The organism is Stenotrophomonas sp. BR163, from assembly GCF_047520985.2.
GTDB lineage: Bacteria > Pseudomonadota > Gammaproteobacteria > Xanthomonadales > Xanthomonadaceae > Stenotrophomonas > Stenotrophomonas sepilia.
Genome location: NZ_JAXBRE020000051.1, coordinates 1 through 10,468, shown reverse-complemented (window position 1 = coordinate 10,468; position 10,468 = coordinate 1). Strand labels below are relative to the sequence as shown.

The 10,468-nt window shown below is 66.4% G+C and carries 15 protein-coding genes; 6 read left to right on the top strand and 9 right to left on the bottom strand.

Features of this window, described 5'->3' with window-relative positions; all coding sequences use genetic code 11:
• Positions 1 to 194 precede the first annotated feature (194 nt).
• On the bottom strand, positions 195 to 659 hold the full coding sequence (locus ACM0PY_RS20815) for an Lrp/AsnC family transcriptional regulator (protein ID WP_005413654.1): 465 nt from the start codon (positions 657 to 659) through the stop codon (positions 195 to 197).
• 127 nt (positions 660 to 786) lie between these two features.
• Between ACM0PY_RS20815 and ACM0PY_RS20810 the strand changes: the two genes are divergently transcribed.
• The 6 genes from ACM0PY_RS20810 (at position 787) to ACM0PY_RS20785 (ending at position 5,575) form a co-directional block, all read left to right on the top strand.
• Positions 787 to 1,518, top strand: coding sequence for an AzlC family ABC transporter permease (locus ACM0PY_RS20810; protein WP_134972623.1), 732 nt, complete (start codon positions 787 to 789; stop codon positions 1,516 to 1,518).
• Positions 1,515 to 1,829, top strand: coding sequence for an AzlD family protein (locus ACM0PY_RS20805; RefSeq protein ID WP_134972624.1), 315 nt, complete (start codon positions 1,515 to 1,517; stop codon positions 1,827 to 1,829). Before ACM0PY_RS20810 ends, ACM0PY_RS20805 begins: the two co-directional genes overlap by 4 nt.
• 219 nt (positions 1,830 to 2,048) lie before the next feature.
• The gene (locus ACM0PY_RS20800; protein WP_180886479.1) at positions 2,049 to 2,630 is read left to right on the top strand and encodes a hypothetical protein; all 582 of its coding nucleotides are present in this window, start codon (positions 2,049 to 2,051) and stop codon (positions 2,628 to 2,630) included.
• A gap of 299 nt (positions 2,631 to 2,929) precedes the next feature.
• Entirely contained in the window at positions 2,930 to 3,484 is a 555-nt protein-coding gene (locus ACM0PY_RS20795; RefSeq protein ID WP_134972626.1) for a ubiquitin family protein, read from the top strand.
• A gap of 136 nt (positions 3,485 to 3,620) precedes the next feature.
• The gene (locus tag ACM0PY_RS20790; protein ID WP_134972627.1) at positions 3,621 to 4,049 is read left to right on the top strand and encodes a PAS domain-containing protein; all 429 of its coding nucleotides are present in this window, start codon (positions 3,621 to 3,623) and stop codon (positions 4,047 to 4,049) included.
• Complete coding sequence (locus ACM0PY_RS20785) at positions 4,046 to 5,575, top strand: flavodoxin domain-containing protein (protein WP_180886481.1); 1,530 nt, start codon at positions 4,046 to 4,048, stop codon at positions 5,573 to 5,575. Before ACM0PY_RS20790 ends, ACM0PY_RS20785 begins: the two co-directional genes overlap by 4 nt.
• A gap of 93 nt (positions 5,576 to 5,668) precedes the next feature.
• On the opposite strand, the gene ACM0PY_RS20780 is transcribed toward ACM0PY_RS20785, so the two are convergent.
• The 8 genes from ACM0PY_RS20780 to ACM0PY_RS20745 form a co-directional block, all read right to left on the bottom strand.
• Positions 5,669 to 6,337 (bottom strand): sulfate/molybdate ABC transporter ATP-binding protein, encoded by a 669-nt coding sequence (locus ACM0PY_RS20780; protein ID WP_235646782.1) that lies wholly within the window; start codon positions 6,335 to 6,337, stop codon positions 5,669 to 5,671.
• Positions 6,327 to 7,010 carry a molybdate ABC transporter permease subunit gene (gene modB / locus ACM0PY_RS20775; RefSeq protein WP_414609508.1) on the bottom strand — a complete coding sequence of 228 codons (684 nt, stop codon included), beginning with the start codon at positions 7,008 to 7,010 and terminating at the stop codon, positions 6,327 to 6,329. The genes ACM0PY_RS20780 and modB overlap by 11 nt, the downstream gene beginning before the upstream one ends.
• A gap of 3 nt (positions 7,011 to 7,013) precedes the next feature.
• Positions 7,014 to 7,757 (bottom strand): molybdate ABC transporter substrate-binding protein, encoded by a 744-nt coding sequence (modA, locus tag ACM0PY_RS20770; RefSeq protein WP_235646863.1) that lies wholly within the window; start codon positions 7,755 to 7,757, stop codon positions 7,014 to 7,016.
• A 22-nt stretch (positions 7,758 to 7,779) separates the two neighbouring features.
• Complete coding sequence (locus ACM0PY_RS20765; RefSeq protein WP_065196412.1) at positions 7,780 to 8,556, bottom strand: helix-turn-helix domain-containing protein; 777 nt, start codon at positions 8,554 to 8,556, stop codon at positions 7,780 to 7,782.
• A 68-nt stretch (positions 8,557 to 8,624) separates the two neighbouring features.
• Entirely contained in the window at positions 8,625 to 8,990 is a 366-nt protein-coding gene (locus ACM0PY_RS20760; RefSeq protein ID WP_111008040.1) for a hypothetical protein, read from the bottom strand.
• The gene (mobA, locus tag ACM0PY_RS20755; protein WP_134972752.1) at positions 8,987 to 9,529 is read right to left on the bottom strand and encodes a molybdenum cofactor guanylyltransferase; all 543 of its coding nucleotides are present in this window, start codon (positions 9,527 to 9,529) and stop codon (positions 8,987 to 8,989) included. Before mobA ends, ACM0PY_RS20760 begins: the two co-directional genes overlap by 4 nt.
• Positions 9,530 to 9,636: 107 nt before the next feature.
• Positions 9,637 to 10,137 (bottom strand): molybdenum cofactor biosynthesis protein MoaE, encoded by a 501-nt coding sequence (locus ACM0PY_RS20750; protein WP_134972751.1) that lies wholly within the window; start codon positions 10,135 to 10,137, stop codon positions 9,637 to 9,639.
• Positions 10,138 to 10,140: 3 nt separating this feature from the next.
• Positions 10,141 to 10,401, bottom strand: a complete 261-nt coding sequence (locus tag ACM0PY_RS20745) for a MoaD/ThiS family protein (RefSeq protein WP_017354494.1) — start codon at positions 10,399 to 10,401, stop codon at positions 10,141 to 10,143.
• Positions 10,402 to 10,468: the final 67 nt, after the last annotated feature.

Genomic DNA, 10,468 nt, shown 5'->3' with positions numbered 1-10,468 from the left:
GTCCGGTTGCGGGGGCGTGAGCCGCATGGATGCGGCGACCGAGCTTACATGGACGTACTTGCAGCGTCCCCCGCAACCGGACCCACCCCGCCATCCCTCAGCAGGCCCGCTGTTGCTGTTGCTGTTGAGGTTGCCGGCCAGCGGCCGGCACTACCCGCGGATGCCGGGTGCAACCCGGCCGCAAACCCCATCCCTCAAAGCGGCAGCTGGGTCGTCTGCTTGATCCGCTGCATCGGAATCTCGGTCTTGGTGTTCTGCACGCCGGCGATCCGGTTCAGGTGCTGCATCTGGAACTGCCGGTAGGCATCAAGGTCGGCCACCGCCACCCGCAGCAGGAAATCGCAGTCACCGGCCATCAGATGGCATTCCAGCACTTCCGGGAAAGACTTGATGCTGTTGATGAAGTGGTTGGTGGTGTCCTCGTCCTGCCCGCGCAGCCACACCCGCACGAACACCGTGAAGCCCCGCCCCACCTTGGCCTCGTTCAACAAGGCCACATAGCGGTCGATGTAGCCGCCCTCCTCCAGCAGACGCACCCGGCGCAGGCAGGCCGACGGCGACAGCCCGACCAGCCGGGCCAGCTCCAGGTTCTGCAGGCGGCCATCGCGCTGCAGGGCGTCGAGAATGCGGCGATCGAGGTTGTCGAGCTGGTACTGCATGGAATTTCACCCGTTTCGCTTCTGGCCGCATGAAATATCAATCATCCAGAATCAAGTGGCATCAACGCAACCCGATTTCGTGATTGGACCGCTAGCATGGGCCACCCCCATCTTGTTGTGCCGTTCCATGGACGCCCGTACCACCCTCCCCCCGCCCGCCACCTGCGATACCGCCCCGCGTGCCGAATTCCTGCGCGGCCTGCGCGCCGCCGTGCCGGTGATGATCGGCTTCATTCCGTTTGCCCTGGTGCTCGGTGCGCAGGCGGCCCAGAAGGGCCTGAGCGCACTGGAAGTACCGCTGATGACCGGTCTCAACTTCGCTGGCGGCTCGGAGTTCGCCGCCGTCGAACTGTGGACCTCGCCACCGCACATCGCGCTGATCGTGGCCATCACCGCCCTGGTCAACAGCCGCCACCTGCTGATGGGCGCCAGCCTGGCCCCACTGCTGCAGCACCTGCCGCGCCGTCGTGTGCTGCCGGCGCTGTTCTTCATGTGCGACGAGAGCTGGGCGCTGGGTGTGGCCGACGCGCGTCGCCGTACCCTCGGTTTCAGCCTGGCCTACTACCTGGGCGTGTCGGCCGGCCTGTACACCGTCTGGGTGGCCTGCACCGCACTCGGCGCAATCGTCGGCCCGATGCTGGGCGACATCCACGCCTATGGCTTGGACATGGCCTTCCCCGCCGTGTTCCTGGTGCTGCTGCGCGGCATGTGGCAGGGCATGAAGGCTGCGCGGCCGTGGCTGGTCAGCCTGGTCGTCGCCGCCGCCACCTACCTGCTGATCCCGGGCGCGTGGTACGTGGCCAGCGGCGCACTGGCCGGCCTGGCCGCAGCCTGGCTGCTGGCGGAGGACGCAGCATGATCTTCAATGGCTTGATCCACTGGACTTCAGCACTGACCATCGTGCTGATGGCCGCCGCCACCTACCTGACCCGCATCGCCGGCTTCCTCGCGCTGCGTAACCGCACGCTGAGCAAACGCGCAGTGACGGTAATGGAAGCCGCGCCGGGCTGCGTGCTGATCTCGGTGATAGCCCCGGACTTCGTCGCCGACAAGCCGGCCGACCTGGCCGCACTGGCGATCACCCTGCTGGCCGCCACGCGGCTGTCGATGCTGCCGACGGTGCTGATCGGCGTCACCTCGGCCGGACTGCTGCGCTATCTGATGGGCTGACGCGCCCGCGACTTCCCCACATGGTGTGACTGCAGGCGCAAGCGTCGCCATTGCGCGACCTGCGCATGTCTCTGGTGCATCGAATGTGACCCGGAGCCAACCACCGCAGGTGTTTGAAACAATTCCGATTGCCTGATCGAGCCAGCGTCGATACGCATTGAGTACCGAGCCAGCGGGTTGAGCTGATCGGTCAATCGATGTCAAACCTGGAGAGTACCAATGAGCAATCTACGAGCTATCGTGGCGGCAATCGGTATCACCCTCATCTCTGCTGGCTGCGGGCCAACGGAGTGGCAGTTGAGCGCATCGTGCGAAGAAACCAAGAAGTGCCGGATAGAAGGCAGGATTGGAGGCAAGATCGGCGGAGGCGAACGTGATGGCCTATCTTGGTTCGAGCGAATTCTGCTGGCGTCGACATCAGAAGTGCCAGATGCCGCTCAGTTCGAAATCGACGTCTCGGGTTCATCCATAGCCTTCCCAGCTAATGGATCTGTAACCCTGCTGCTGCATGATGGCCGGCAAGGAGCCACCATCGCCGCCAAGCAGTTCCAATGGCATCGAACAGGAACCGTCCTCCGGCTTGTTGATCCGGATGCCGCGAACGCTTGGGCCGCATCTGCGTCCGGTCCAGCGACCGAGTTGAGGTACGACCTTGCAACATTCGATGTAGGTGCAGCCCCTGGACCAAATACCATCGCGGCGGCCTCTCGATACGGCGGAGCCACCAAAGCGGTTTCAGTCTCGGACTTTCAGGTCTGTACGAAGTATCCATCGCCATATCAATGCGGGCTGCCCCCCTGATGCAGCGCCGTCAGCCCAAGCGTACCCAACCGGGCTCCGCCCTCGCGCTCTATGCTGGGCTGACGGCAATCCTTCTGGCCACAAGTGCGTGCCAATCCATCCAACTGCCTCCCCGGGACCTGGTCAGTCCCGATGGAGGGTATGCCACCCTGCTGCGAGGCCCATCCTCACATCTGAAGATCAGCACAGTGTCGGTGCTACCCGGCCCGGAAAGCTCGGAGTATCCCAATCGGTCCATCGAGTGCGGGTGGTCATCCGTCGCAACTCGACTTCTCTGGGCAGATGGAGCGCTTTCGGCCATGCAAGCATCACAGCTCTGCGAGGCCGCTGCACGATCCGCTGGACTGCCGCTCCAGGCCAATGGGCAGGAACGGACGCCTGTGCATTATCAGCTCACGATCGTAAGTGACGGAGGCGGCATCTGGCGACAACTGCCAGGACCAGAGCGGCCGGGCCAGGTGGTCAGCTTCTGGTTTCCCTCCAGCCCGGACGCTGATTCGCTGCGCAGGCGCGTGATCGCCACCACCGCTCATGAGTTCCAGCATATCGCCACCGCATTGTCAGGGCAGCCTCGGCGCGGCCGGCAACGGGAACCAGTCGCCTATCTGGCTGGCGCATGTGCGCAGTTACTGATCGAAGGCACCCTTGCGCGCGCGAACCTCCCGGGCGGACACGATCCGCGAGCTGATCCATTCCTGCCATCTTCAGCCAGACGCTCCGCGCACGCGGGCAGTACGACCGGGGCAGCACTGCTGCGGTTCTTCGGTGACGCAGACACCTTGCACATCAATGAGGGAGGTCGCCACCTCGTGCAGCATTGCCACGAGACGATCGGCTTTCCCCTGCAGCAGTGAACGCTCCCTGCGACACCCGGTCGCAGCCCTTCGCGCCACCCGCTTGACCAATGTCAAACCGCCCGCTGCCGTGCGGGCGTATCTCTATGCAGGACCCGAACACGCCGGCGTTACCGGCATCCACAAGGACCCTGCAATGAGCTACACCCCCGACAACGCCCAGCTGCTGAACGCCATGCAGAACGTCATGGTGATCTCCACCACCGACCTGCAGGGCAACATCACCTACGCCAATGACCTGTTCTGCACGCTCACCGGCTTCGCCCGCGAGGAACTGATCGGCCAGCCGCACAGCATCGTGCGCCACCCGGATGTGCCCAAGGCGGTCTACAAGGACATGTGGGACACCATCAAGGCCGGCAAGACCTGGACCGGCATCGTGCCCAACCTCGGCAAGGGCGGCGTGCTCTACGTAGTCGACACCACCGTGCAACCGCTGTTCGACGGCGACGGCAACATCACCTCCTACATCAGCATCCGCCGCGTGGTGAACGACCTGATGCAGAACTACGACCTGGTCGAGTTCAGCAAGGAAAAGTTCGACGACTTCTACGAGGCCGCGTGAAAGCCCTCCCGACCAGTACGCCCTTCAGCCGCCTGCTGGTGGGTTTCGCGTCCGAGTCGGGCAATGCCCGCGCCCTGGCCCAGCGCTTGGGCGCGGACCTGCAGCCGCACGCGCCGCAGGTGCTCCCGTTCAACGACATCGACGTGGCCAGTCTCGGCCACGGCGATGTGCTGCTGGCGATTTCCAGCTCGTTCGGCGATGGAGAACCGCCGGCCAATGGCGAGCGGTTCTTCGAAACCCTGCGCCAGACCCCGACGCTGAGCGGCCTGCGCTATGCGGTGTTCGGCCTGGGTGACACCGGCTACCCCAGCTTCTGTGGCTTCACCAAGGCGCTGGATGCTGCGCTGAGCGAGCGCCAGGCGCAGCCGCTGCTGCACCGCGTGGACGCCGACCTGGGTTACGAGCAGTTCTTCCAGCAATGGCGGCCGGTGCTGGGCCAGGTGCTGGAGGGCGACCTCAACGCTGGCCACGACCTGCACCTGCAGGTCACCGCCTATGGCGAAGACAATGCCTTTGCCGCGCGCATTCTCGAACGCCGCCGCTTGAACAGCAGCGACCCAGCTGCCTGGCACCTGCAGCTGGACATTGCCGGCAGTGGCATGGCCTACCGCGCGGGTGACACCCTGCACGTGGTGCCGGAGAACGATCCTGCCCTGCTGCAGGCATTGGCTACCTGGTACGGCGACAGCACCGCCGTGGCCGCCCTGCACGACCGCGAGCTGCGCCTGCTGAGCAAGGGCGTGCTGCGCGAACTGGCCAGGCTCAGCGGCAGCGAGGGATTGAAGCGCCTGTTGAAGGTCAGCCAGAAGTGCGAGCTGGACGCCTACCTGCATGGCCTGGACCTGCTGGACGTGCTGCAGGACCACGCCACGCCGGACGGCGTGCCGCTGGCCCGGCTGCGCGAGCTGCTGTCACCGCCGCTGCCGCGCGCTTATTCCATCGCCTCTCACCCTTGCGACGACCAGCTGAGCCTGTGCGTGCGCGAAGTGCGCTACACCCTGCGCAACCGCGAGCGCTTCGGCACCGCCACCGGCAGCCTGCTGCACGGCGGCGACCACGCCCGGGTGTACTGCCGTTCCAACCCCGGCTTCCACCTGCCCGATACCGGCCAGGCACCGCTGCTGCTGGTCGGCACCGGCACCGGCATCGCACCGTTGATGGGCCTGCTGCAGGAACTGCAGGCCAACGGCTGCGCACGCGAGGTGCACCTGGTGTTCGGCGAGAAGCACAGCCAGCACGACTACCTCTACCGCGACCAGCTGCAGGACTGGCACACGCGTGGCGTGCTCGCCGGCCTGCATACCGCGTTCTCGCGCGATGGCGCCGAAAAGGTCTATGTGCAGCATGTGCTGCAGCAGCGTGCCGCCGAAGTGCGCGATGTCCTGGCCCGCGGTGGGCACCTGTACCTGTGCGGCAACAAGAGCCACCTTGAATGCGCGGTGCGCGAAGCCATCGATGCCATCGGTGGCGAAGGGAATTGGGACGCGTTGCGGGGCGAAGGCCGCACGCACTGTGAGTTGTATTGATCCGTAGATCCTGTAGAGCCGAGCCCACGCTCGGCTGCTGCTGGCGGTGTCGCGCAGAGCAGCCGAGCATGGGCTCGGCTCTACAGATGCAGGTCAATCGCCGACGATACGGCCGTCCACCATGCGCGCCACCTGCTGGCCGAACATGGCCACGTCCTGCGGATCGTGGCTGATCAACAACAACGGGATGCCGGTCTTGTCCAGCACCGCCTCCAACTCCTGGCGCAGGTGCTGGCGAAGGTCATGATCCAGTGCGGAGAACGGCTCATCCAACAGCAACGCCTGCGGTTGCGTCACCAGCGCCCGCGCCAGTGCGGTGCGCTGGCGCTGCCCGCCGGAAATCTGCGAGGGCAGCAGATCACCCACCGTGTCGATGCGGAATGCCTGCAACCACTGCTCCACCGCATCGAAGCGCTGGCCCACGCGCGGATTCAACCACCCCTTCTCCAGCCCGAACGCCACGTTCTGGCGCACGCTCAGGTGCGGGAACAACGCGTAATCCTGGAACACATAGCCCAGCTGGCGGTGCTGCGGCGGCAGATCCACACCGGTGGCCGCATCGAACAGGGTCTGCCCCTGCACGCGCACATGACCCTGGCCCGGCCGCAGCAGCCCGGCCACCGCCTTCAAGGTCAGGCTCTTGCCCGCGCCCGAAGGCCCGAACAGCACCACCTGGCGCTGCGTGCACTGCAGCGATACATCCAGCACGAATTCCTGGCCGGCCGCCTGCAGGCGGCGCTGTACCTGCAGGTCAAGCCACATGGCGCAGCTCCCGGCGACGCCCGCCCACCAGCCGCGCGGCCAGCAACAGGATCACGATGCAGACCACCGAGGTCAGGATCACCAGCGCATTGGCCTTGCCGTCCTGGCCGGCCTGCACCGCCTCGTAGATGGCGATCGACAGCGTCTGCGTGCGGCCAGGAATGCTACCCGCCACCATCAGCGTCGCGCCGAATTCGCCCATCGCGCGCGCAAACGCCAGCAGCAGGCCGGCAAGAATGCCACGCCACGCCAGTGGCAGCGTGATGCGGAAAAACACCGCCACTTCGGACACACCCAGCGTGCGTGCGGCCTGCTCCAGCTGCCTGTCCACTTCCTCGAACGCCGCGCGTGCCGGCTTGAACACCAGCGGCAACGAGGCCACCGCCGCAGCGATCACCGCCGCCTGCCAGGTGAACACCAGGTTGATGCCGAACCACGACTGCAGCCACGCGCCGATCGGGCCGTTGCGACCGATCAGCACCAGCAGGTAGTAGCCGAGCACCGTCGGTGGCAGCACCATCGGCAGGGTCAGCAGCGAATCCAGCAGCTCGCGGCCGGGAAAGCGCCGCCGCGCCAGCAGCGCGCCCAGCGCCACGCCCAGCACCAGATTGATCGCGGTGGCCCAGCCGGCCACCTTCAGCGACAACGCCAGCGCGCTCCAGTCCAGGTCCATGCCTCAGGGCTTGCCGAACCCGTGCCTGGCCAGGATCGCCTGGCCCTGCGGCGAACGCACGAAGGCAGCGAAGCGCCTGGCTTCCGCCGGCTGCGTACTGGCCTTGGTCACCGCCAGCGGATACGCGATGCGCCCGGACACCGGCACCGCGAACGCACGGCGCACCCGTTCGGGCATCGCCTGCGCGTCGGTGGCATAGACGAAGCCGGCATCTACTTCACCGCGCGCCACGTAATCCAGCGACTGGCGCACGTTCTGCGTCGTGATGATCCTGCCTTGTACCAACGGCCACAGCCCGGCCGCTTCCAGCGCGCCCTTGGCGTAGCGGCCGACCGGCACGCTGTCCGGGTTGCCCAGTGCGATGCGCTGCACACCGGCACCGGCCAGGTCCTTCAAGGTACGCGGCGCCGCCTTGGCCTGCGGCGGCGCCACCACCCACAGCGCGTTCACCGCGAACACCTCACGAGTGCCGGGCGCGAGCAGGGCCCGCTGCTGGGCCTGGTCCATGGTGGTTTCGTCGGCCGAGGCGAACACATCCACCGGCGCGCCACGGCCGATCTGCTGCAGCAGCACGCCGGACGCGGCGAAGTTGAAATCGACCTTGGTTCCCGGATGCGCCATTTCGTAGGCCGCGCCCAGTTCACGGAAGCTCTCGGTCAGGCTCGATGCCGCCGAAACGGTCAGCGTGGCCGCCCAGGCCGGCACCGTGGCCAGCAGTCCCAGCAACAACAGCCCCGCTCGCATCATGGGTCGGCCCTCGCTTGCCTGATCAGTCCAGTCCGGATTCCCGGGCCACGGCCAACGCCGCCAGCCGTTCGGGTTGCAGCAACAGCATCTCACGTTGGTTCACCGCAATCACACCCTCGTCGCTCAACCGGCGCAGCACCCGGCTCACCGTCTCCGGCGCCATCCGCAGGTAGTTGGCGATCTCGGTACGGGCCATGCTCAGGTTGAAACGGGTGGCAGAGAAACCGCGCCGGGCATAGCGCTCGGAAAGATCCAGCAGGAACGCCGCCATGCGCTCCTCGGTGCGATGGTTGGCCGCCAGCGTAGCGACCTTGCCGATCTCCGCACTGAGCAGGCTGAACAGCCGCGCCTGCAACCCCGGCATGCGCGTGGCCAGCAGGCTCAATCGCGGAAACGAGATCCGGCACAGGTAGACCGTATCCAGTGCCACCGCATTGCAGGGGAAGCGCGCGCCATGGATGGCGTTGAGCCCGATCACCTCGCCGGGCAGGCTGAACCCCAGTACCTGCTCGTTGCCCTGGCTGTCATCGACGAAGGTCTTGACCATGCCCGCCCGGACCGCTGCGATCGAATCGAACGGATCGCCGGCACGGAAGAGATAGTCGCCAGCCTGGAACGGACCGACGTGGTCGACCAGCACATGCAACTCGCCCAACGCAGCCTTGTCGTAGCCCTGCGACATGCAGGCGTCCGAGAACGCACAGGTACTGCAGAAGTGCAGCGCGTCGCCGTCATCGGCCGCCGCCGGATTGGGCGTGGCCGGTCGGGACGCAGAGGGAGCGGAGGGGTTCAGGGGCATTGCAGCAACGCAGGAACGAAGGCCCCCATCATACGACAGCGCGCCACACGGCCCTGCGCACCATGCGCCTACTCCGGCGCAGGTTCAGCACGTCGCTGCGGGCCACGCTGCCGCATGCTGTCGCGCACGTCCACATCGAACTGCAGCTGCAACATGCTGTCGTCATCCAGGGCGATACCGAAGCCCAAGCCATCCCGGCAGGGCAACCGCCCCGCCAGCGACTCAACGGCTTGGCGCGGCAGTACCAACCGGCAGAATGTACCGCCATCGAGCAGCACCGCCTGATCGCCGGCATGCAGCGACAGCGCTACGCCCCAGCCGCCGCTGCCGCCGAAGCGGGTCAGGTTCTCGAGTGACTCGCCGGCCAGCAAGCGTGCCAGCTCTTCCTCATCCACGCGCAGGCGCATCGATTGCTGTTGCAGCTGGACCTTCATGCTGTGATGGACTCCCACTCTGATGGCGTATTGCAGTTCAGCAGCAACGCCTGATCCTCGGGTGCCAATGGCAACCGGGTCACGCCCAGGCGTTCCTGCAGGGCGCGCAGTGAACGTCGCGCCATCGGATCATTAATCAAGTCCCGCAGCACGCGGCGGCAATGATCATCGATCTGCAACCGCATCGGCAACGGTTCATCGTCGAATACCGTGCAGGCGGTGTCTTCTGACAGACCCAGTCGCTGCAGCAGTGCCGGGCTCACTCGTGGCGTATCCACCGGCACCACCCAGGCCGGCCCGTCAGGCATCTGCATCGCCACGCTGTAGAGGCCGCCCAGCGGCCCGCAACGTGCCACGCGGTCCGGCACGCCGCCAAACGCGGGGTAGTCACCGCTCACCCACACTCGCCCGGCGCCCGCCTGCTTCAACACGCCGCGCATGTGTTCCAGCAGGGTGCGGCCCTGCCAGGGCAGCAGCGCCTTGTCGCGGCCCATCCGGCTGGACAGGCCACCGGCCAGCACGATGCCGTTGATGCTCATCGCAGTAGAGCCACGCCATGCGTGGCTGCGTCGGCCGGATTCATCGGGAACGCCTCATCCACGCATGGCGTGGATCTACTGGACCCGGCGCCCCCCGAAGGGCGCGGTCAATGCCCGTGGTCATGTGTGTGGTCGTGGGAGTGCGAAGCTTCGCCGTCCGCATGGCACAGGCTGCAACCCTCGCTCCACGCGCTGTCGCCGTCCTCGTAATGCTCCTGCTTCCAGATCGGGCACTGGTGCTTCACCACCTCGATCAACTGCCGGCACGCGCGGAACGCCTCGTCACGGTGCGGGCTGCCGGCGGCCACCACCACCGCCACATCGCCGATGCCGAGCCGGCCCTTGGCATGGGCCACATACAGCTTCAGCTTCGGCCCGAACGTGGCTTCGACCTCGGCGGCCAAGCGCTTGAACTCGTTCAGCACCAGCGGCTCGAACAGGTCGTAGGTGATCCCGGTCACCCGCCGGCCCACATTGACGTCGCGCACCTTGCCGATGAACACATCGATGCCGCCAAAGCCCGGATCGGAGACCGCCGCGATGCCCTCGGCCGGATCAATCGCCGCCTGCGCGCGGTCCACCAACTTGGCGATGATCGTCTCGCTCATCGCTCAGCCCCCGCTCACCGGCGGCAGGATCGCCACCCGGCCATCGTCGGGCAGCGCCTCGTGGTCGCGCAGCACGCGTTGCTGGTCGGCGAACGCCGAGTAATCCAGCAGGCCGGCGCGGAAACCCGGCCAACGCACCGGCAGCAGCTCACGCAGCGCCTGGCGCAGATCGGCCACGGTGCCACCGGCCACATCCACGGCAATCTCGCGGCTGGCATCCAGATCGGAAAACGCACCGAACAACTGCAGATTTACCTGTTTCATCACGGCTCCTGGCTCATCAGCTGCACCGGGTCATGATGACCCCAGCCCTGCACACGCACCGGCGTGC

Coding starts and splice junctions, on each gene's coding strand:
- ACM0PY_RS20815 (WP_005413654.1), bottom strand. CDS start 659: ATGCAGTACCAGCTCGACAACCTCGATCGCCGCATTCTCGACGCCCTG.
- ACM0PY_RS20810 (WP_134972623.1), top strand. CDS start 787: ATGGACGCCCGTACCACCCTCCCCCCGCCCGCCACCTGCGATACCGCC.
- ACM0PY_RS20805 (WP_134972624.1), top strand. CDS start 1,515: ATGATCTTCAATGGCTTGATCCACTGGACTTCAGCACTGACCATCGTG.
- ACM0PY_RS20800 (WP_180886479.1), top strand. CDS start 2,049: ATGAGCAATCTACGAGCTATCGTGGCGGCAATCGGTATCACCCTCATC.
- ACM0PY_RS20795 (WP_134972626.1), top strand. CDS start 2,930: ATGCAAGCATCACAGCTCTGCGAGGCCGCTGCACGATCCGCTGGACTG.
- ACM0PY_RS20790 (WP_134972627.1), top strand. CDS start 3,621: ATGAGCTACACCCCCGACAACGCCCAGCTGCTGAACGCCATGCAGAAC.
- ACM0PY_RS20780 (WP_235646782.1), bottom strand. CDS start 6,337: ATGTGGCTTGACCTGCAGGTACAGCGCCGCCTGCAGGCGGCCGGCCAG.
- modB (WP_414609508.1), bottom strand. CDS start 7,010: ATGGACCTGGACTGGAGCGCGCTGGCGTTGTCGCTGAAGGTGGCCGGC.
- modA (WP_235646863.1), bottom strand. CDS start 7,757: ATGATGCGAGCGGGGCTGTTGTTGCTGGGACTGCTGGCCACGGTGCCG.
- ACM0PY_RS20765 (WP_065196412.1), bottom strand. CDS start 8,556: ATGCCCCTGAACCCCTCCGCTCCCTCTGCGTCCCGACCGGCCACGCCC.
- ACM0PY_RS20760 (WP_111008040.1), bottom strand. CDS start 8,990: ATGAAGGTCCAGCTGCAACAGCAATCGATGCGCCTGCGCGTGGATGAG.
- mobA (WP_134972752.1), bottom strand. CDS start 9,529: ATGAGCATCAACGGCATCGTGCTGGCCGGTGGCCTGTCCAGCCGGATG.
- ACM0PY_RS20750 (WP_134972751.1), bottom strand. CDS start 10,137: ATGAGCGAGACGATCATCGCCAAGTTGGTGGACCGCGCGCAGGCGGCG.
- ACM0PY_RS20745 (WP_017354494.1), bottom strand. CDS start 10,401: ATGAAACAGGTAAATCTGCAGTTGTTCGGTGCGTTTTCCGATCTGGAT.